The following is a 21,502-nucleotide window of genomic DNA, read 5'->3' on the forward strand; positions in this document are numbered from 1 at the left end:
TCCCGACGAGGACATCGTTCGAGTCAGTAGTTCTGCGGGTCATGATGATCGATGGGACGGTCAGTTCCTACTCTGCCAGCCAGTCCCAGACCAGCCACCATCAATACTCACAGTAGTTCTGAGAGCGCGAAGTTGGTGCGGAATGAGTGAGAGACTATGGGGATGGTGCATTCGACCGATCTTTCGGACTACGCCGCAAAGATGCGGCGGTTGGCTCATTCAAGTACCGATCTCGAGGTCGACGCCCGGTTCATCGACATGATTGTGCCTCGCAAATCAACGGTCCTTGACATCGGCTGCGGCATCGGCAGTGCGGTCGCGGCACTGCGCAGAGCCGAACACCGGGCATTCGGCATCGACCCGAATCCCGAGGTGCTGCAGGTGGCGAGGGAGCTCTTCGACTCTGTTTGGTTCCGGCAGTTGTCAGCGACAGACCTGTCACCCGGAACGATGCCAGATCATCAGTTGCCGAAGCGCTTCGATCTCATTCTCATGTCAGGCAATGTGCCGGCTTTTCTGACTCGAGTGGAGCTCGCAAGGGCATTCGCCACTGCCGACGAGCTGCTGGCACCTGGCGGTCGCCTCGTTGTCGGAACAACGACCCACCGACGAGGCGGTCCTGTCGATCTCGATCACTGCGCGGCCGGAACATCACTGAGACTTGAGCATCGTTATGGAGACTGGCACCTCGGCGCATTCGACTCCGACTCACCGTGGTCGGTCAGCGTCTATTCGGCCCTAGGTACCCGCCGCACAGCTGACGGCCCCGACGGCATTCACGCATTACCACCCGAATAGCCCTCCCAGAACTACCTGACGGCGGCCCAGCAACCTCGCGCGAGGTTGCTGGGCCGCCGTCAGGTAGTAATTACCAGGAGATAACTTGGGGGATGCTCACGTGCTTGAGGCCCTCGAGACCGAATTCGAGACCGAAGCCGGACTTCTTCACCCCACCGAACGGCACGCGGGGGTCGACCGCGCCGTGCTTGTTGATCCACGTGGTTCCCGCCTCGAGACGGTCCGCGACCTGTCGGCAGGCGTCGAGGTCTGTGCCCCACACCGAGGATCCGAGGCCGACTTCGAGCTCGTTGGCCCATTCGACGGCCTGGTCGAGGTCGGTGTACTTGATGATCGGCAGGACCGGCCCGAACTGCTCCTCGGCCACCAGCGGGTTGTCGTTGTCGATGTCGGCGACGAGGGTCGTCGGGTAGAAGTAGCCGGGCTGCTCGGCAACGGGATCGCCGCCCATGAGCACGCGCGCTCCCCCGTCCTTCGCCGCGTCGACAAGGCGAGCGACGATGTCGTACTGCTGCTTGTTCTGCAACGGCCCCAGCACGTTCTCCTCTTCCAGCCCCACACCCATCGGGGACTGTCCGGCCACCTCGACGAGGGCCTGGCAGACCTGGTCGTAGAGGGATTCGGGAACATAGAGCCGCTTCATCGCAGCACAGGTCTGCCCGGTATTGATGAACGCGCCCCAGAACAGGTCTCCCGCAATCTGGGCCGGATCGGCGTCTTCGAGGACGATACCTGCATCGTTGCCGCCGAGCTCGAGGGTGATGCGGGCGAGGTTGTCCGCGGCCGTGCGCATGATCGCCTGCCCGGTCTTCGTCGATCCGGTGAACATGATCTTGTCGACGTCTGCATGGCTGGTCAGTGCCGCGCCCACAGAAGCATCACCGGGAACGACGGAGAGCACATCGGCCGGCAGCACCTGGTTGACCACAGCCACAAGCGCCTGCACGGACAGCGGCGTGTACTCCGAGGGTTTGAGGACGACGGTGTTTCCCATCTTCAGAGACGGCGCGAACTGCCAGACGGAGATCATCATCGGCCAGTTCCAGGGGCCGACCGCACCGACGACGCCGACGGGCTTGTAATGGAGTTCAGCATGGGTTTCGCCGTCGTCGACGAGGACCTCGGGTTCGAGTTCGAAGGACGCGTTCGCACGCAGCCAGGCCGCGCAGGCACCGACTTCGAAGCGGGCGTTCGGTCCGTTGAGGGGTTTGCCCTGTTCGCGTGAGAGCAGCTCAGCCAGCGCCTCGGCGGAGGCTTCGATGGCGTCGGCGGCTTTGCTCAGCAGCTCGCTGCGCTCCTGAGAGCTGCGCGCTGCCCAAGCAGGCTGAACCCGGCGCGCGGCCGTCACCGCAGCGTCGATCTCTGCCGGTGTGCCTTCGTGAGTGCGACCGACGACCTCACCGGTGGCGGGATCGTGGATCTCGCGTCCGGAGGGGTCGACGATGGCGGCGAGAATTCCAGCGGTGGTGGTCATTTCGGTGGCGGTTGCCTCGGCGGTCATGGTGCTCCTTTGATCGGCGACCGGGTGGTCGACTGCGGTTGGTGTGGTCATCTTCTGGCGGTGTGTACGGCTGTTTCAGGCGGTCGGAACGCTGACGTCATCCCAGGGAACCACCTGAACCGATTCCTGCATAGAGGTTCGGCGAGGACGAGCGGAGGACGATGGCCCAGATCGTGCCGATGAGCCCGGGGACGAGAACGATGGCCGGCAGCAGCCAGGACAGGACCGTGGTGCCCTCTGCGCCGATGAGAACGTTGAAGTTGATGACGATGGCGACGAAGAGGACGAGGAGTCCGATGGCTGACAGGCCCGGGGCGATCGCGCGGGTCCACAGCGAATACTCCCCCGACTTCGTGCGCAGGAATCCGACGACGGCGAGCGCAGTCAGCGCCATGAGCAGGACGAGTCCGAAGGCCCCCATGTTCGTCAGCCAGGTGAAGAGCGTGACGACGGGGAACAGCGGGTCATCGCTGCCGGAGCCGACCACGGCGAAGACGAGGATGATGACAAGCGCCAGTCCCGATTGGGTGAGGGAGCCGGCCACGGGCGCACCGGTGCGCCGCGAGGTCCTGGCCAGCGACGACGGCAGAACCCGGTCTCGACCGAGGGCGAAGACGTAGCGGGCGACGATGTTGTGGAAAGCCACGAGCGCGGCCAGCAGCGAGGTGAGGAACAGCAGGTTGCCGAGGTCGACGAACCACACCGGGGCGTGCTCGCCGAGGAAGACGAACATGAGGTCGGGCCCGAATTCCTGGGACCGGCCGATGACCTTCGAGGCGCCTTCGCCGACAACCATCGCCCAGGCGGAGAACGCGTAGAACACCGCGATGATGCTCACGGCGATGACGGTGGCCCGACCGGCCGTGCGGCGGGGATCCTTGACCTCCTCGTTGTAGATGGCCCCGGATTCGAAGCCCATGAAAGCCGCGATCGAGAATGCCAGGGCCGCGCCGACTCCAGGGGCGAAGAGCTGGTCGAAAGCGAGCCCGTCGCCGGTGATGCCTTCGGGGCTGTGCGCGAGTCCGATGATGTCGAAGACGATGACGACGAGGAACTCCGCGCCGACGATGATGCCGAGCACCTTCGCAGAGAAGTCGACGCGCAGCACTCCCATGATGCCGACGATGACCCAGGCGATGAGGGCGCAGACCCACCAGGACCAGGAGATGCCGAAGAGAGTGTCGAGGAACGAGGAGAAGACGAAGCCGAACATTCCGGCGATGCCGATCTGCATGGCGTTGTACGCGACGAGCGCGGTCATCGCCGCTCCCATTCCGGTGGGCTTGCCCAGCCCTTTCGAGATGTAGGCGAAGAAGGCCCCGGCGTTGTGGACGTGGCGGCTCATCGCCGCATAGCCGATGGCGAAGAGGATGAGAATGATCCCGAGGACGACGAATGACAGCGGAATCCCCACCAGGCCGGTGACAGCGAAATTGCTGGGGACTCCGCCCGCGACGACGGTCAACGGCGCCGAGGCGGCGATGATCATGAAGACGAGCGCGGGGATTCCGATGCGGCGGGCATCGAGTGAGGCCGTGGCCGAGGGTGCCTGCCCGACGTCCGTGGAGGCCCGATCGGCGGCATTGCCGATCGGGGAACCCATGCCGCCTTTGGCAGGGTCCGAGCTGAGAGTGCTCATGTGATCCACCTAACAGTCAAAGTGATTACTGCCAGTGTGGGTGCCGCCTGCCGACCGCGTCTTGGCTTTGCAGGCAGAGTTCTTGACGATTCGCGCATCCGCGTCGGGGCGCTTCGGTTCAACCGGTGCGAAGACCGGTTCAGTCGGCGTGGATGCTGCGGCGGTACCCGGCGGGCGGCTGGCCGACTGCACTGCGGAACAGCCGGGAGAAGTGTGCGGGGTCGCTCAGTCCCCAGCGGGCACCGATGGCGGCCACCGGGGTCTGTCGCTGTCCGGGGTCGGCGAGGTCGACTCGACACTTCTCGATGCGGCGTCGCCGGATCTCTCCGGCAACGGTCTCCCCGGTGCCTTCGAAGATCTGGTGCAGGGTGCGCACCGAGATGAAGTGGGCGGCGGCGATGGCCGAGGGGGTGAGCTGCGGGTCCGAGAGGTGGACATCGATGTAGTCGGTGATCTCGGCCCACAGTCGCTGCCGTTCGTCGATCTCGCCGCCCGCGGCAGAGAGCTCGTCGGCCATCACGGTGGTGAGCAGATCGACGACGTTGCCGGCCAGCCGCACACCGGTCGCCCGGTTGAGGGTCGGCAACATAGCCCCGGCCTGGGAGATGACCTGGGCGACGACCGCGCCGAGCTGGTGGTCGGCTCCGATCGGGGTGGCGGTGAGTTGGCCGACGGTTCCGGCAGGAAGGTTGACCCGTGATTGCGGGAACATCATGACGTAGGACGAGAAGTCCGAATCGAAGCTGAGCGTATACGGTCGGGACGTGTCGTAGATGGCCAGCGATCCGGGCGCCAGAGCCATCTCACGTCCGTCCTGGATGAGCAGTCCGTGCCCGTCGAGCTGCAGCGAGACCTTGAAGTAGTTCGTGCCGGCCGCGCAGCCGTGCGCCTCCGATCGGGTTCGGGCGATCAGCTCGGGGGTGCGCAGGACGGCATGGGGGTTGGCGTTGATCTGCGACATCACCACGGAGTCGTAGTCGCGCGCGCTGATGCGACCTTGGAATCCGCCTCGGCGCTGGGGTTCCGTATCGAGCGGGACGAACGAGTCCGAGACCAGGCCCTGCCAGCCGTCGAAGTCGTTCGCGGTGTCTTCAAGCAACATCGTCGTCCTTAGATCACTCGGCCCCGACCGCTTCGCCGAAGGCCCGTTGTCCGGTCACTCTATCCCCAACCGTCGCGCCAGTCACGACCCCGAGCACGATTACCGACCATTTGGTCACCCAGCTCCGACAAGGCTCCCTCCGCCCAAGGTTCGCCCCGGTTCCGCCGGATCAGCTCGGTCGGCCGAGTCGGGCGATGACGTAGTCGAGCTGGGCCCGAAAGCCGGCGAAGTCGAATCCGCGCCCGCCGATGATCGCACTGGTCTGCGCCCCGAGCAGATACGTCAGAAGCACTTCGGTCTCGGATTCGATATCGACCTCGGCGCGCAGACGACCGTCGGCGTCGGCCTCGCCGAGCCAGGACACGATCCACGCCCTCCACAGCTCCATGGTCTCTGCGGTCGCGCGGGCGTGTTCGGGGTTCTGGGCCACCTCGGCGAGATAGGACAGGACGACGCGGGCTTCGTCGTGCAGCGCGGGGGTCACCGGGAGCACCTCGTATGCAAAGGCGCGCAGAGCGTCGAGCCCGCGCAGGCCCGTCGTCGAGGTCGCGACCCGGGCGTTCGTGGCCTCGAAGACGTAGAGGTAGGTGGCCGCGAGCAGGTCCGCCTTCGAACCGAAATACGTTTTGACGACCCCATTGGCGAACCCGACCTCGGTCGCGATATCGCGCATCGTCGCCCCGTTGAGGCCCTGCCTGACGATCAGGCGCAGCGTCGCCTGCACGAGGTCCAGTCGCCGCTGGTCGTGGTCGACGATCTTGGGCATGGTTCCTCCACAGCGATGCAGATCGGGTCTTGACTTTATTTCCTACGAGTGTAGATTTTAGCGTGACTCAGCCCACAGGCCCAGATTGCAAAGGTGCACAATGTCCTGCCATTCCTCCCCCTCCGTCGCCGAGGCGACCACCGCCACCCCCTTCACCCTGCCGACCGAGGCCGAGATCTCGACCGTCACCGCGGTGCTGCGCGCGGCCGGGCACTTCCCGGATACCGCGCGCATGGCCTACGTCGGCCTGCTCGATCCCGTGCGCGGTACGAAGCGGGCCATCGCCGAGGTGGATCGCCGTTTCCGTGCCTTCATCCTCGACAAGTCCGCAGGCACTGCCCGCGATATCGTCGTCTCGGCCACCCGTGAGACGGTCGAATCCGTCGCCGAAGTGGACTCCACCGAAGAGGGCGAGTTCCCCGTCATGGAAGAGGAGTTCGAGGTCGTCGAAGAGGTCCTCGCCGCCGATCCGACGTGGCTGGCGAGCCTGGAGAAGCGAGGGCTGTCCGTCGCAGAGGTCCGGGTGGCGCCGTTGTCGGCCGGGGTTTTCGAATACCCGGAGGAGAAGGGACGGAGGATCCTGCGCGGGCTGGCATTCCACCAGCAGCATGAGTCGGACTCGGCGTGGGCGCACCCGATCGACGGACTCGTCGCCTATGTCGATGTCACGAACAGAACCGTCGACCAGGTCCTTGACCTCGAGAACGTTCCGGTGCCGGCCGAGCACGGGAACTACACGGATCCGGAGCTGACCGGACCTGTGCGGACCACGCAGAAGCCGATCTCGATCACGCAGCCGGAGGGGCCGAGCTTCACCGTCACCGAGGGCAATCACATCGAGTGGGAGAAGTGGTCGTTCGATGTCGGCTTCGATATGCGCGAAGGCCTCGTCCTGCACAACATCGCGTTCGACGACGGTGAGCGCCGTCGCACGATCCTCGATCGGGCGGCGATCGCCGAGATGGTCGTTCCCTATGGTGACCCCTCACCGGTGCGATCGTGGCAGAACTATTTCGACACCGGCGAATACCTCGTCGGGCAATGGGCGAACTCGCTCGAGCTCGGGTGTGACTGCCTCGGCGACATCACCTATCTGTCGCCGTGGGTGGCGAACAACCTCGGCGAACCTCGGCAGATCAAGAACGGCATCTGCATGCACGAGGAGGACGCGTCGATTCTGGCCAAACATTCGGACCTGTGGTCGGGTGTCGCCTATACCCGGCGCAACCGTCGCTTCGTCGTCTCGTTCTTCACCACGGTCGGCAACTACGACTACGGGTTCTATTGGTATCTCTACCTCGACGGGACGATCGAGTTCGAGGCCAAGGCCACCGGTGTCGTCTTCACCTCGGCGCTGCCGAACGGGTCGACGGAATTCGCCTCGGAGATCGCGCCCGGACTCGGTGCCCCGTTCCACCAGCATCTCTTCGGGGCTCGACTCGACTTCGCCCTCGACGGCGGCAGATGCCGAGTCGAGGAGGAGGACGTGGTGCGCCTGCCGGTGTCTCAGGACAACCCGCGCGGCAATGCCTTCAGCCGGTCCCGGACCGTTCTGGCCACCGAACTGGCTGCGCAGCGGGATGCGGATCAGTCGAAGGCGCGGACGTGGGTGGTGACGAACCCGGAGTCGACCAACCGCCTCGGCGAACCGGTCGGGTACAAACTGCACCCGACGGGCCTGCCGACGCTGCTCGCGGCCGAGGACTCGTCGATTCATCGCCGTGCCACGTTCGCATCGAAGTCGCTGTGGGTCTCGCAGTATCAGGAGGACGAGCGCTACCCGACCGGGGATTTCCCGAACCAGCATCCCGGACATGCAGGGCTGCCGGCGTGGACGACAGCCGATCGCAACGTCGACGGGGAGGACATCGTGGTCTGGCACAGCTTCGGCCTCACCCACTTCCCGCGGGTCGAGGACTGGCCGATCATGCCCGTCGACACCGTCGGCTTCAAGCTGCGACCCGAGGGATTCTTCGACCGCTCCCCCGTCCTCGACGTCCCCGCCCCGGAGTCCGGCTCCCCCTGCTGCGACTCCTAACCTCCCCAATTGCTACCCGACGGCGGCCCAGCAACCTGGCGCCAGGTTGCTGGGCCGCCGTCGGGTAGCACGGAGAGGTCGGGTGGGACCGGAATTGACGATGCGCGCACGACCGTCGCCGACGGCTTGCCGAATCGTGCACACCTCGTCCGCAGGCATTCCTCACCGGTGACCGACATCACTAGCCTGAGGCCATGACAACCGAGCATGAATCAGGCACCGTGGCCTCGAACACCTCAGACCACCCGGACACGTTCCCCACAGAGATCCCGAACGAGCGATTCGACTACATCGTCGTCGGTGCGGGATCGGCCGGGTGCGTCCTCACCCGCCGGCTGCTCGATGCCGGAAAGAAAGTCTGCCTCGTCGAAGCCGGCGGAGACGAGACCAATCCGAACATCGACCATCTCAACAACCTCGGCCTGATCTGGCATTCGCAGCAGGACTGGGACTACTACACTCCCCCGCAGCCGGCGGCGATGAACCGCCGCATCCACCTCCCCCGCGGCAAGGTCCTCGGCGGGTCGAATGCCCTCAACGCCGTCATCTGGGTCCGCGGCGATGCCTGGGACTACGAACAGTGGGTCGAATCCGGGTGTCCGGGATGGTCCTGGGACGAGGTCTGGCCGGTCTTCGCCGCAATCGAGAACTTCGACGGCGACATCGCTGAGAATCGAGGCACCGACGGTCCGATGGATGTGCGCGTCGACTATGCGCGCAATCCGCTGCAGGAGGACATGTTCACGGCCGCCGCACAGACCGGCATACCCGTCAATGACGACTACAACTCCGGATCCGTCGAAGGCATCGGAAAGATCCAGCTCAACGTACGCGACGGCAAACGACTCAACACATGGCGCGCCTACCTCAAGCCCCGCCTCGGCGATGAGAACCTCACGATTCTCACCTCCGCGCACGCCCGTCGGCTTCTCCTCGACGGGACCGCGATCACCGGTCTCGAGATCGATTTCCGCGGCCGCGTCGGCACCGTGTCCGCCGACGAGGTCGTCCTCTCCGCGGGTGCTCTGGCCTCCCCCGAGCTGCTACTGCGGTCGGGCATCGGTCCCGCCGAGGAGCTTGCCGAGGTCGGCATCGACTCGGTGGTCGATCTGCCGGGCGTCGGCAAGAATCTCCAGGATCATTGGCTCTCACCGGTCATCTTCTCCACCGGAGATCGGGAGGTGTCGATGGGAGAGGTGGCGCCCGCCGAGGTGCACTTCTTTGCGAAGTCCCGACCGGATCTGCCGGTCCCCGACACTCAGCCGTTGTTCTTCTCCGTGCCGATGTATGCCCAGGATGCGGCGCCGGCCGGGCAGACCGGACCAGGACCCGGCGGAGCATTCACTCTGCAGGGCGGCCTGGTTCGCCCCGAAAGTCGCGGAGAGGTGCGGCTCAGCGGGCCGAATCCACAGGATCCGCTCGTCGTCGATCCGCAGGTGCTCTCGGCACAGGCCGATGTCGATGCTCTCGTCGCCTCGGTGAGGCAATGCCGTGAGATCGGGCGAGCCGAGGCCCTGTCATCGTGGCAGCCCACCGAGATTCACCCGGGCCCCGAGGTGGCCGACGAGGACCTCGAGGACTACGTCCGCGGGTCGGTTGTGACCTATCATCACCAAGCCGGGACCTGCCGGATGGGGACGGACGCCGAGGCGGTCGTCGACCCGGCCACGTTCGAGGTCCGGGGCGTGAGCCGGCTGCGGTTGGCCGATGCGTCGATCATGCCGCTCGTGCCGACCGGGAACACGAACGCTCCGACGATCATGATCGCCGAACGCGCCGCGGCCGCTCTCGTCGGCTCCCCAGCCGAAGGAATCACCGCACCCGCCTCCCATTGATTCCCCTTATTGCTACCCGACGGGGGCGCAGCAACCTGGCGCCAGGTTGCTGGGCCCCCGTCGGGTAGTAGGAGGCTGGTATCTTCTACTTCGTCGGCCGATCTGCAGACGAGAGGGATTGGGAGTGCACGAGGCAAGCGAAAAGACCGTCCCCGCACAGGAGCTGCTGGTGACGATCGGGACGGGGCTGCTCGCCGGTGGGATCTCCTCGGTCGATGTCGAAGACGCTCTGACCGGGCTGGCACCTGCGCTCGGCCTGAAGTCCATCAACGTCGCAGCTCTTCCCAAGGGCCTGTTCCTCACCATCGGCCCCGGCAGTCCCACCCGGTTCGAACGCATCGGTCCTGACCTGCGGTTCGACCAGACAGCGAAGCTGCTCGACATCGTCGACGCCGTGCGGTCGCGTCGGCTCGGCATCGACGCCGCTCGCCGCATGATCGAGGCCGAGGTCTACGGCACTCCCCCGCGCTGGCCCGGATGGGTGACCTGCCTCGGCGCGGTGCCCGTCGGCGTCGGGCTGTGCCTGCTGCTCGAACCGGGACTGGTCAACCTCGCCTTCGCCGCTCTCGGTTCGCTCATCGTCGCGGGTGTGCTCGCCGTCAACGCCCGCCACCCCAGCCTCGGACCGCTGCTGCCGGTCGCCTCGGCGTTCATCGTCGCGGTGCTCATCCTCATCGGCTTCCGCCTCGACTGGCTGGACAGTCCCCTGCGCACGATCGTCGCCACCCTGGCGCTGCTGCTGCCCGGCAGCGCCGTGGTAACCGGGCTGACCGAGATCTCCGCCGGCGCCCTCTCGGCAGGCAGTTCCCGGCTCGTCTCGGCCACCGTCCAGTTGGCGATGTTCATCGCCGGAGTCGCCGGTGCCGCCGTCGTCACTGGCACCGGCGCCGAGGCGCTTGCGAACTCCCAGCTCACCGCCTCGACATGGTGGCTCTCCGCCCTGGGCGTGGCCGCCGCGACACTGGGCCTCATCATCTATCTGCACACCCCTCTCGAGCACACCGTGCCGATCGTCCTCACCATCACTGCGGCCGCGCTGGCGCAGCTGGGCATCGGTGCCGAATTCGGTGCGGCCATCGGCGGTCTGGCCGGCGCTTTGACCGCATCGGTGGTGGCCGTCGTGCTCTCGCGCCTGCCGAAAGGCCCGATCTGGCGGATCAGCTTCGTGCCCGCGTTCCTCGTCGTCGCCCCCGGGTCGTTCGGGCTCCTCAATGCCTCACAGATCGAATTCGGTGACGGCGCTGGGGTTGCCGGCAGCATGCTGGCGGCTGCGACCACGTTCTTCACGATCGCCATCGGCACGGTCATCGGCGCCGCCATTGCCCACACCGTCGAGCCCAAGGACGAAATCGTCGCCTGAGACACCCCTAGAGCTACCTGACGGCGGCTCAGCTACCTCGCGCGAGGTTGCTGAGCCGCCGTCCGGTAGTAATTGGGAGGGAAGTCAGGACGGTTCTTCTACAGCGAACGGTGTCGAGGCCCGGTCGAGACGGTCGACCTCGTCGGTGCTGAGCTCGAGCCCGGGCGCGGCCATGACCGCCTCGAGCTGCTCAGGTGTGCGGGCCGAGGCGATCGGCGCCGTCACGCCATTCGCCAACAGCCAGGACAGCGCCACAGTCGTCGGAGCGACATCGTGCGAATCAGCGATCGCGACGAGATCGTCGACGACCTTGAGCCCCTCGGCATTGAAATATCCCTGCACCATGCCACCCCGATCGGCCCCCTCGAGGTCGGCTTCGGTGCGGTATTTGCCGGTGAGGAAGCCGGCGGCAAGGCTGAAGTACGAGAACACCGCGAGATCCCGCCGCTCGGCGATTGGGCGCAGATCGGTCTCGAACTCCCGCCGATAGACGAGGCTGTACTGCGGTTGGATCGCGACCGGCTTGACCAGCCCTTCGTCCTCAGCCGCTGCGAACCACCCGGCCAGACGCGCCGGCGAATAGTTCGACACCGCGGTGTGCTTGGCCTTACCGGAACGGACGATCTCATCGAAGGCGCGGGCCACCTCGGCGATGGGGGTCACCTCATCGTCACGGTGGGCGTAGTAGAGGTCGACGTGATCGGTCTGCAGACGCTCCAGTGAGGCGTCGATGGCGGTGCGGATGTATTCGGGATCCTGCGTCTTGTGCTCGGGATGGTCGCCGACCTTCGTGGCGATGACGACGTCATCGCGGTTGTCCCGCGAGTCCAACCAGGTGCCGATGATGGTCTCGGATTCGCGGCCGGTGTTGCCGGGCACCCACGCAGGGTAGGACTCGGCGGTGTCGAGGAAATTGCCGCCGCCTGCCACGAAGGCGTCGAGGACGGCATGGGACTGCGCCTCATCGGCCGTCCACCCGAAGGTGTTCGTGCCGAGATTGATCGGGAAGACGGACAGGTCGGTGCCGGGGATCTGCTTCCGTGACGTCAAATTTTCCTCCATTCGCAGAATGTCCGGGCCTCAGATGGCCCGCACCTCTGCACAACGGATAGATCTGGAGGACTATTCCGCCGAGGCGGCCCACCCCTGACCGCGCCCCGCGCGGGAGGTCGTGAACGCCGCGACCTCGTCACCGGCGCGGGCGTCGGCCCTCACCTGCGCGACCTGGTCGGGCACCATGGCCCCGAAGATACGGTCCCTGACCGGCTGCGGCAGGAGATCGGCCAGGCGGGTCACGGGACCGATGAAGCCGGGTACGGTGATCTCGAAACGGGGCCGGGCGACCGCACGGACGACGGCGGCCGCGACATGGTCGGGACGCAGCAGCGGACCCGCACCGGTGCCGGTCCCCGCGGCCAGGACGGTGTCGACGACGGCGGGCATGACGGCGGTGAAGTGCACCCCGGTACCGCGCATCTCCGTGCGCACAGCCTTGAGGTAGCCAAGCACTCCGTGTTTGGTCGCCGCGTATGTCGCCTCGCCCGGGGTGGGCAGGATCGATGCCGCCGAGGCGACCGTGATGAGGTGACCGTGCCCGGCCTCGCGCATGGCAGGTGCTGCGGTCTTGATTCCGTTGATGACGCCGAGGAGGTTGACCTCGAGCTGAGCGCGAGCCGCTCCGTTCGGTTCCTCGTCGAAGGAACCGACCCACATGATGCCGGCATTGTTGACGAGCACATCGACGGGGCCGAGATCGCGGCGGACGAATTCGAGGAAATCGGCGAAGGATTCCGGGTCGGTGACGTCGAGGCCGAAGGCGCGCACTCCCAGTTCCGCGGCGGTGTCCTCGGCCGCTTCGAGGTCGCGGTCGCCGATGGCGACTCGAGCGCCGGCCGCGGTGAACTGTGCGGCGATCGCCTTGCCGATTCCGCGTGCCCCTCCGGTGACGGCGACGATCTTCCCGCGGGTCGTGCCGGAGCGTTTCATGCGGCGATAGCTCCCTTCTTCATCTCCCGGTCGATCTCCCACAGATAGTGGTCGAAGTCGACCTCCATCGTGTGCCGGGGCGAATCGTAGAACTGCTTCTTGTTCCGGCGGTCATCGCGAGCCATCTGTCTGACCATGTCCCGGCTGCTCGGCAGTTCGCAGGATCCCGTGAGGATCTTCGCCACCAGCTTCGACTGGGCTTCGGACAGCGGCATGACCGCACCCACCGGCTGGAGCAGGCCGATGAAGAACAGCCCCGGCAGGTCGGGGTGGACCATCCGCTTCCACAGCGGCAGGTCGTTGTTCGCGACATCGACGACGTCGGAGGACAAGAACGGAAACGACACTCGGTACCCGGTGGCCCAGACGATGAGGTCGGCCGGGGCCGAGGTTCCGTCGGTGAAGACGACGCGGTCGCGCTCGAGGCGTTCGATCCCGGGACGCACCGTCACGGTACCGGCCTTGAGGCGATCCCGGATGGCATCCGACTGCACGGGGTGGGACTGGCCCGGCGTGTGGCCGGGCACCGGCAGTCCGTATTTCTTCAACCCGCCGGAGAGGATCGCGCCGAGGCGCAGCCGGGCCGAGGTCATCCACCACGGGGCCCACCCGGGCAGGACGATCTGGTCGGCCGCCATGCCCATGATCGTCTTCTTCATCACCCATTGGCCGCGTCTGATCGAGAGGGTGACGTTGTTCGCCCGGCGCGAGCCTTCGACGGCGATGTCCATGGCCGAGTTGCCGGCACCGACGACGACCACATCACGTCCCTCGAGCTGGTCACCGCTGCGGTAGTCGTGGGCGTGGATCTGTTCGCCGGCGAAGTCCCCCGGGTAGGCAGGGTCGGGCCAGCGGGCATCCCAGTGGTGGCCGTTGGCGACCATCACGGCATCGTAGTGCCGGGTCTCCGACACGGCATCTTGACCTATTCCGGATCTGATGTCGACATCCCAACCGCCACGGCCGCCTCGGCGAACATCGGTGACTTCGGTGTTGAAGGTGATCGTGTGACCGAATCCGAAGTGGTCGACGTAGTCACGGAAATAGTCGAAGACCTGATCGTGGCTGGCGTAGTGCGGGTAGTGCTCGGGCATCGGGAAGTCGGAGAAGGCCATGCGCGGGCACGAGGTGTTGATCTGCAGGGTCTCGTAGCAGGCGCTCTGACCATTGGGGTTATCGAAGAGCCATGTGCCGCCGATTTCGCTGCCCTTTTCGAAGCAGTCGAAGGGGATGGCTGAGGTGTAGAGCGTCTTCGCGGCGGCGATGCCGGAGGATCCCGCTCCGATGATGCAGACCTTCGGCAGTGAGGGGTCCGGGGCGATCGGGGCGGTGGGGGCCGGTGCGCGACGACCTTGTCGAATCATGTAAGCCATGTCACAGAGTATGCCAGTGAAAATATGAATTTTCACTATTATGGGAGGATGGATTCTTCTCCGGCCCAGCCTTCGTCCCCACGTCGCTGGCACGGCACCCTGCGGTCGGAACGGGATTCGGCGCGTCGTACGCGCCTGCTCGACGCGGCGCTCGAGCTCTACGGAACGATCGGGTTCCGCAAGACCTCGGTGCAAGCCCTGTGCCAGGAGTCGGGGGTCTCCAGCCGGTCCTTCTACGAGCTCTTCCCGACTCAGGAGAGTCTCCTCGAAGACCTCTACATCGAACTCAACGAGGAGATCACCACGGTCCTCGACGAGGCGCAGATCCCCTCTGACGCCACTTTGGCCGAAGCTGCCAGGCTGATCGTCGGCGCGGCCCTGTCGCCGATGCTCGATGACGAGCGCAAGGCTCGCGTCCTCGAGGTAGAAGCCGTCGGCATCTGCGACTCACTCGAGGAACGGCGTCATCAGACGATGCGACTGCTGGCCGCCTCGGTGCAGGGAGCCTTCGACGAACTCGATCACGCCTACGGCCTGACCGCGCCGGCGGCGTCGAATGACCTCACAAGCATCGTCCTCGTCGGCGGAATCACCGAGACGCTCGTGCAGCGCATCCACACTCCCGCCGATGAGCGATCATCCCGGGATGAGTTCCTCACCGACATCACCGAGGTGGCCCTGCGTGCCCATGGCATCGCCGACCGCCATTTTCGCCTCCGCCCAGCGTGAGAGTGCGGTGAGCGCGGTACAGATCCTGTCGATGGTGCCGTCCATGCCGGTGGTCGGACCTCACTTGAGGAGGCGCATCACTTGAGGAGGCGGTCCATTCGACGGTCGGAGAGCTTCCTTCCGCCGGTCTGACAGCCGGGGCAGTACTGGAGGGATTTGTCGGCAAAGGACACCTCGGCGATGGTCTCCCCGCAGACATGACAGGTCTCACCTGTGCGGCCGTGAACGGAGAATCCGCGTTTCTTCGCGGTTTTGATCTTGCCCGGCGGCAGGCCGACGAGGGCTGTGCGGGCGGCATCGAGCACCTCATGGATGGCGGTGTGCAGCGTCTGCGGGTCGACGGTCTTCGCGGTTGCGAACGGGGAGAGCTTCGCAGCGTGGAGGATCTCATCGGTATAGGCATTGCCGAGGCCCGAGATGATTCTCTGATCTTCGAGGACCGTTTTGATCCGGGAGGTCGACTCGGACAGTGCCGCGGCGAGTTCGTCGACGGTGAGACTCAGGGCGTCGGGACCCAGCGAGGCGAGGGCGGGCACCTCGGAGGGGTCACGGACGAGGGACACGGCGGCGTTCTTCTTCGATCCGGGTTCGATGAGGTCGAAGGCGGCTCCCGAGGCCAGGGTTACGCGCATTCCCAACGGCCCCTTGCCCATCCGGACCGGACCATTCGGTGCGGTGTCGTGCCAGTTCAGCCAGCCCATTCGGGCGAACCGGCAGACCAGGTTAAGTCCGTCGAGACCGATGACGAGGGCTCGCCCACGGCGGGCCACCTCGGTGATTGCAAGTCCGGCGAGCGCATCGATGCTCGGGTCGACGGTCTTGAGCAGGCTGAGCTCGGCGATGTCCGCGCGGGTGACGAAGTCCCCGACCAGCCGAGGACGCAGGAAGTCGACCAGCGCGTCGACCTCGGGCAGCTCCGGCATAGTCCCAGTATCCTCCTCACCTCCCAATCCCAACACCCCCAATTGCTACCTGACGGCGGCTCAGCAACCTCGCGCGAGGTTGCTGAGCCGCCGTCGGGTAGTTCTGAGACGCGCAAACCCGGTCGCAGGAGGTGACCGACCTTGAGAACCCGTCGGTCGAGGACTAGCGTGGATTGACCACCGCAAACCGAGTGGCTTCGGTGGATCGCTGACTGCCGAAGGAGGCGGACAATGGCTGAGAACGTTGCTCAGAAGCTCATCCGGTCACATCTGGAGTCCGGGGAGCTCGCTCCCGGAAACGAACTCGGGATCCGGATCGACCAGACTCTCACCCAGGATGCGACGGGCACCCTGGTCATGCTCGAGCTCGAGGCGCTCGGCCTCGACCGCATCCGCACGGAACTGTCCGTGCAGTACGTCGATCACAACCTGCTGCAGACCGATGAGAAGAACCCGGAGGACCACGAGTTCCTCCGCTCTGCCGCGGCACGGTTCGGTCTGTGGTTCTCCCCCGCCGGCAACGGCGTCTCCCACCCCGTTCACCAGTCGCGATTCGGAAAGCCCGGAGCCACTCTCATCGGTTCCGACTCACACACCTGCGCTGCCGGCGCCCTGGGAATGCTCGCGATCGGCGTCGGCGGGCTCGAGATCGCCATGGCCATGGCCGGTGAACCCCTCTTCATCAGCGCGCCGCAGATCATGGGCGTCGAACTCACGGGCACTTTGCCCGACTGGGTCTCGGCCAAGGACGTCATCCTCGAGATGCTGCGTCGCCACGGCGTCAAAGGCGGAGTCGGAAAGATCATCGAATATCACGGGGACGGACTGAAGAGCCTCACGGCCATGGACCGTCACGTGATTGCGAATATGGGTGCCGAGCTCGGCGCCACCGCCACGGTCTTCCCCGCCGACGATGCCGTCCGCGACTACCTTGAAGCCGTCGACCGCGGTGAGGATTTCACGCGCATCGAGGCCGATGAGGGCGCCGAATACGACCTCACCGACGCCATCGACCTCTCCCAGCTCGAGCCGCTCATCGCCGCACCTTCGTCGCCGGGCAATGTCACTCCGGTGCGCGAGGTCGCCGGCGAAGACGTCTTCCAGGTCGTCGTCGGCTCCTCGGCGAACCCGGGTCTGAGGGATTTCGCCGTCGTCGCCGAAACACTTGCCGACCGCCAGATCCACCAGCAGATCTCACTCGACATCAATCCCACCTCACGGGAGGTCCTTGCCGACCTCATCGCCGGCGGGTGGCTGACCTCTCTGGTGGGATCCGGGGCCCGGATCCACCAGTCCGGATGTATGGGCTGCATCGGCATGGGTCAGGCTCCTGCGGTCGGGCGCAACAGTCTGCGCACCATGCCGAGGAACTTCCCCGGCCGGTCCGGCACCGACGAGGACGCCGTGTGGCTGTGCTCGCCGGAGACCGCGGCCGCTGCCGCACTGACCGGGAAGATCACCGATCCTCGCGATCTCGACATTGACTATCCCGAGGTGCGGTTGCCCGAGAAGTACTCCGCGAACCGCAAGATGCTCGTACCACCGCTGGAACCGGAGGAAGCCCGGTCGGTCGAGCTCGTCAAAGGAACGAACGTCTCGACCCTGCCGGACTTCGAACCGCTGCCCGATGACATCGATCTGGAGATCCTGCTCAAGGTCGGCGACAACGTCTCCACCGACGAGATCATGCCCGCCGGATCCCGCGTTCTGCCGTACCGGTCGAACATCCCGAAGATCTCCGAGTTCGTCTACATCCAGGTCGATGACACCTATGCCACCCGCGCCGCCGAGCACGACGGAGGGCACGCGATCGTCGGTGGGGAGAACTACGGTCAGGGGTCCTCACGCGAGCATGCGGTCATCGCTCCGCGCTATCTCGGACTGCGGGTCGTGGTGGCGAAATCATTGGCGCGGATCCATTGGCAGAACCTCGCGAACTTCGGCGTCCTCGCTCTCGAGTTCACGAACGAGGCCGACTACGAATCCCTGTCCCAGGGTGATGTGCTTGAGTTCCGTGGTCTGCGCGATGAGCTCGGCGAAGGGACGACGATCACCGCCGAGGCGGCCGGCCGAAAGTTCGAATTCCGCCATGGCCTGTCACCGCGTCAGGTCGAGATGGTCCTCGCCGGCGGTCGCATCGCCCAACGCGCCGCCCACCTCAGTTGACTCCACGAACTACCTGACGGCGGCGCAGCAACCTGGCGCGAGGTTGCTGGGCCGCCGTCAGGTAGTAATTGGAGAAGAAGGAAAAGAGAAGGCGGCCCGGACGCTCCCGCGGTGGGGAGGTTCCGGGCCGCCGTCTCGTGCCGAACTCCGAGCGGTCAGGCGCTCAAGATCTCAGGCTGCTTCAGCCCTTGACCTTGGCCTCGATGGCTGCGCCGACCTCGGCGTCGATGTTCTTCCAGTACTGGATCGCGTTCGACAGCACCGGCTCCTCGACTCCGTCGGAGAGTGCGCCGGCCACGGTCTCGATGAGCCCCTGGCGCTCCTCCTCGGAGTAGACCTCGCGAACCAGGGTGTGTGCCTGGCCGAAGTCGTCGTCCTCGGCGTGCAGGCTGTAGGCGCTGCGGACCAGCTCGCCATCGGCCTCCCAGCCGTTGTCGACCGGACCCTGCTCGTCCTGGAAGGAACGTCCGTACGAGTTCGGGGCGTAGACCGGTGCATTACCCGAGTGGTGGTACTGCATCTGGCCTTCCTTGTCATACGAATTCGTCTTCGTGACAGGGGCGTTGACCGGCAGCTGGTTGAAGTTCGTGCCGATGCGGTTGCGCTGTGCATCCGGGTAGGAGAACACGCGTCCCAGCAGCATCTTGTCCGGCGAGAGCCCGGTTCCCGGCACGGTGTTCGAGGGGCTGAAGGCAGCCTGCTCGATCTGCGCGAAGTGGTTCGACGGGTTCTCGTTGAGGGTGAACTTGCCGACCTTGATGAGCGGGTAGTCCTTCTTCGACCAGGTCTTGGTCAGGTCGAAGGGGTTGAAGCGGTAGTCCTTGGCTTCTTCGTACGGCATGATCTGCACGCTGAAGGTCCAGGACGGGTAGTCCCCGCGCTCGATGGCATCGAACAGGTCGCGGCGATGCATGTCCGCGTCCTCGCCGGCCATCCGACCGGCTTCCTCGTTGCTCATGTTCTCCACGCCCTGGTCGGTGTGGAAGTGGTACTTGACCCAGAACTTCTCACCTTCGGCGTTGATCCACATGTAGGTGTGCGAGGAGTAGCCGTTCATGTTCCGCCAGCTCCTGGGCAGACCGCGCGGTCCCATGAGGTAGGAGACCTGGTGGGCCGACTCGGGCGAGAGCGACCAGAAGTCCCACTGCATGTTGTTGCTGCGCAGACCCGAATCGGGCAGGCGCTTCTGCGAGTGGATGAAGTCGGGGAACTTCATGGGGTCGCGGACGAAGAACACGGGGGTGTTGTTGCCCACCATGTCGAAGTTGCCCTCTTCGGTGTAGAACTTCAGCGCGAATCCGCGCACGTCGCGCCAGGAGTCGGGGGAACCGAGCTCACCGGCGACGGTGGAGAAGCGGGCGAGCATCGGGGTCTTCTTGCCCGGCTGCAGGAAGTTCGCCTTCGTGTAGGCGGAGACATCTCCGGTGACTTCGAGCTCACCGAAGGCGCCGGAGCCCTTGGCGTGTGGGCTGCGCTCAGGAACTCGCTCACGGTCGAAGCGAGCAAGCTTCTCAACCAGAGCCACGTCGTGGAGCAGCAGCGGCCCGTTCGCGCCCACACTCAGCGAGTGAGCATCGGATTCCCGCGGCGCACCGGACTCGGTGGTCGTTGCCTTCGCACTGTCGTGTCCGGCGTATTCATGATCTGTATGTTGCGTCATCACATCTCCTTCAACCGTTTGACATCAGGCGTCGTCGCCCAGCCCGCGATCACGGCCACCGGTGAGATGCGGTTCCCGCCGGTGCAGCTGATCGATCGGCTGAGCGCCGTTCGCCCAGTCTCGTTATCCCGACTTCGGCAGAACACTGTCGGAGTTGGTTTCAACCTAGCGATGTTCTCTACTTCATACAACCAAGGGTGGGCTGTCTAAATTCCCGTCCTCGACGTTGTCCGGCTCACCCCTCCGCCGAGGCGGCCGACCCACCACCGGAACCGCCGGTCGAGCCGCCGGTTCCGGATCCGCCCGAACCCGACGAGCCGCTGCCGGAACCGCTGCCCGAACCGTCCGAGCCGGATCCGGAGCCTGTGCTGCTGTTTGTGCCGCCGCTGGTGTCCCCGGTGCTGCCGGTGCCATCGGTCGAGGTGGAACCGCTGCTCGTTTCGGTGCCGTCGGTGCTCGTCGAACCGCCGGTGGAATCGCTCGTGCCCGTCGTCGTGTCCGTACCCTGAGAGTCCTGGCCCTCGGCCGCACCTTCGGTGCCGGTCTCCCCCGCCGAGGTGGACTGACCGTTCTGCGTGTTCGAGCCGCTGTTCGATGAGCTCTGACCGCCGTCGGCGCTCGACCCGGATCCGCTCGACGATTCGTCTCCTGCGCTCCCGGAGTTCGAGGTTCCGTCGTCGGTGACGGATTCGTCGTTCGTCGACTGCCCGGTCACCGATCGTGAGATCTGCGAGGTGCCCGGTGAGATATCGACTTCGGTGAAGTTCTCGGCCACGACGACCGCGCCGAGTCCGATTCCGAAGGCGGCGACGCCGATCGTCAACGGGTAGAGGACCCGTTTGCGTCGCAGCTTCTGCCACCAGGAGCGGGGCTCGCTCTCGGTTTCACTGCTGTCGCCGTCTTCGGCTGTTCTGTCGTGCGGCACCGAGGCGGCTGACGCAGTCGCGTGGCCACCGGTGGGCTCCGGCGGGGCGAAGGCCGAATCCTCGGCAAGTGTCTGATCGACAGCTGCGGTCTTCGCGGTGGGGTTCTTTGCGATCTTCGCCTTGACGGCCGGGGCCAGCTTGGAGCCGACCTCTTGGATCTTCTCTTTGCCTTTGTCGAGGCTGCGGCCGTAGAGGGTGACGGCGAGACCGGTGACGATGCTCGCGATGCCCGCGCCGACGACGGTGCCGGCGACGCCGAGCTGACCGCCGATGACCGAGGAGGTCGCCGCGGCGCCGGCACCCGCGATCAGCTGGGTGGCCGAAATGCGCCCTTCGGACTTCTTCTCGTCGGCACCGCCAGTCGCTTCTCTCGCCGGGCTTCCGTCCCCCGACGGCACCGAGGCGGTCCGCTGCCCGTCCTCGGTGCCCACGGTCTCCGCCGACACGCTCCTCGCCGGACTTGCTCCGGTCCGATCGTCACTGCGGATCGGATTGGGCGGCATCACCGGAGTAGTGACATGCTCGGTCGGCGCCGCCTCGGCACGAGGCCTCTCCGCGATCTCCTCGGTGATGAGCGGCAGAGTCTGAGAGTGCCGCGGCGCGCTCGTCGGAGCCTCACTGCCGGGAGTCGTCCGCTGCTTGTCCGTCTGGTCGGTTTCGCCGTGATTCGATGCCAATGGTCCTCCATAAACACGTACTT

Annotated in this window: 16 protein-coding genes; 6 read left to right on the forward strand and 10 right to left on the reverse strand. The window is 65.7% G+C overall.

The features are described from left to right. Positions 1-162 precede the first annotated feature (162 nt). Entirely contained in the window at positions 163-798 is a 636-nt protein-coding gene (locus HK108_RS16100; RefSeq protein WP_181272251.1) for a class I SAM-dependent methyltransferase, read from the forward strand. A 70-nt stretch (positions 799-868) separates the two neighbouring features. Here the strand turns inward: HK108_RS16100 and HK108_RS16105 are convergent, their stop codons facing one another. From HK108_RS16105 to HK108_RS16120, 4 genes are all read right to left on the reverse strand, one after another. Beyond that, on the reverse strand, positions 869-2,272 hold the full coding sequence (locus tag HK108_RS16105) for an aldehyde dehydrogenase family protein (RefSeq protein ID WP_219922504.1): 1,404 nt from the start codon (positions 2,270-2,272) through the stop codon (positions 869-871). Between the two features lie 124 nt (positions 2,273-2,396). Beyond that, entirely contained in the window at positions 2,397-3,788 is a 1,392-nt protein-coding gene (locus HK108_RS16110; RefSeq protein WP_229664227.1) for an APC family permease, read from the reverse strand. Positions 3,789-4,077: 289 nt separating this feature from the next. Beyond that, on the reverse strand, positions 4,078-5,040 hold the full coding sequence (locus HK108_RS16115; protein WP_181272253.1) for an AraC-like ligand-binding domain-containing protein: 963 nt from the start codon (positions 5,038-5,040) through the stop codon (positions 4,078-4,080). A gap of 169 nt (positions 5,041-5,209) precedes the next feature. Beyond that, positions 5,210-5,806, reverse strand: coding sequence for a TetR/AcrR family transcriptional regulator (locus HK108_RS16120; protein ID WP_181272254.1), 597 nt, complete (start codon positions 5,804-5,806; stop codon positions 5,210-5,212). A 100-nt stretch (positions 5,807-5,906) separates the two neighbouring features. Here HK108_RS16120 and HK108_RS16125 point away from each other — a divergent pair, with 100 nt between their 5' ends. The 3 genes from HK108_RS16125 to HK108_RS16135 all read left to right on the forward strand — a co-directional run bounded on the left by HK108_RS16125 (position 5,907) and on the right by HK108_RS16135 (position 11,039). Next, positions 5,907-7,844 (forward strand): primary-amine oxidase, encoded by a 1,938-nt coding sequence (locus tag HK108_RS16125; RefSeq protein ID WP_181272255.1) that lies wholly within the window; start codon positions 5,907-5,909, stop codon positions 7,842-7,844. Between the two features lie 194 nt (positions 7,845-8,038). Next, the gene (locus HK108_RS16130) at positions 8,039-9,679 is read left to right on the forward strand and encodes a GMC family oxidoreductase (RefSeq protein WP_181272256.1); all 1,641 of its coding nucleotides are present in this window, start codon (positions 8,039-8,041) and stop codon (positions 9,677-9,679) included. 124 nt (positions 9,680-9,803) lie between these two features. Continuing rightward, complete coding sequence (locus HK108_RS16135) at positions 9,804-11,039, forward strand: threonine/serine exporter family protein (protein ID WP_181272257.1); 1,236 nt, start codon at positions 9,804-9,806, stop codon at positions 11,037-11,039. An 84-nt stretch (positions 11,040-11,123) separates the two neighbouring features. Here the strand turns inward: HK108_RS16135 and HK108_RS16140 are convergent, their stop codons facing one another. From HK108_RS16140 to HK108_RS16150, 3 genes are all read right to left on the reverse strand, one after another. Beyond that, a complete protein-coding gene (locus HK108_RS16140; protein WP_229664223.1) occupies positions 11,124-12,089 on the reverse strand; it encodes an aldo/keto reductase in 966 nt (321 codons plus the stop codon). A gap of 72 nt (positions 12,090-12,161) precedes the next feature. Next, positions 12,162-13,025: an SDR family oxidoreductase gene (locus tag HK108_RS16145; RefSeq protein WP_181272259.1), complete on the reverse strand. Its 864-nt coding sequence runs from the start codon at positions 13,023-13,025 to the stop codon at positions 12,162-12,164. Continuing rightward, positions 13,022-14,398 carry a flavin-containing monooxygenase gene (locus tag HK108_RS16150; RefSeq protein WP_181272260.1) on the reverse strand — a complete coding sequence of 459 codons (1,377 nt, stop codon included), beginning with the start codon at positions 14,396-14,398 and terminating at the stop codon, positions 13,022-13,024. Before HK108_RS16150 ends, HK108_RS16145 begins: the two co-directional genes overlap by 4 nt. A 48-nt stretch (positions 14,399-14,446) precedes the next feature. Here HK108_RS16150 and HK108_RS16155 point away from each other — a divergent pair, with 48 nt between their 5' ends. Further along, positions 14,447-15,127, forward strand: a complete 681-nt coding sequence (locus HK108_RS16155; RefSeq protein ID WP_180345638.1) for a TetR/AcrR family transcriptional regulator — start codon at positions 14,447-14,449, stop codon at positions 15,125-15,127. 77 nt (positions 15,128-15,204) lie between these two features. Here HK108_RS16155 and HK108_RS16160 read toward each other — a convergent pair whose 3' ends face one another. Further along, positions 15,205-16,050, reverse strand: a complete 846-nt coding sequence (locus HK108_RS16160; RefSeq protein ID WP_139469154.1) for a DNA-formamidopyrimidine glycosylase family protein — start codon at positions 16,048-16,050, stop codon at positions 15,205-15,207. Between the two features lie 231 nt (positions 16,051-16,281). On the opposite strand from HK108_RS16160, the gene HK108_RS16165 reads away from it, so the two are divergent. Further along, positions 16,282-18,216, forward strand: coding sequence for an aconitate hydratase (locus HK108_RS16165; RefSeq protein WP_181272261.1), 1,935 nt, complete (start codon positions 16,282-16,284; stop codon positions 18,214-18,216). A 181-nt stretch (positions 18,217-18,397) separates the two neighbouring features. On the opposite strand, the gene HK108_RS16170 is transcribed toward HK108_RS16165, so the two are convergent. Both HK108_RS16170 and HK108_RS16175 read right to left on the reverse strand, forming a co-directional pair. Beyond that, positions 18,398-19,876: a catalase gene (locus HK108_RS16170; protein ID WP_181272262.1), complete on the reverse strand. Its 1,479-nt coding sequence runs from the start codon at positions 19,874-19,876 to the stop codon at positions 18,398-18,400. A gap of 235 nt (positions 19,877-20,111) precedes the next feature. Further along, positions 20,112-21,479 carry a hypothetical protein gene (locus HK108_RS16175; RefSeq protein WP_181272263.1) on the reverse strand — a complete coding sequence of 456 codons (1,368 nt, stop codon included), beginning with the start codon at positions 21,477-21,479 and terminating at the stop codon, positions 20,112-20,114. Positions 21,480-21,502 lie beyond the last annotated feature (23 nt).

Source organism: Brevibacterium sediminis (assembly GCF_013623905.1).
Lineage (GTDB): Bacteria > Actinomycetota > Actinomycetes > Actinomycetales > Brevibacteriaceae > Brevibacterium > Brevibacterium sediminis.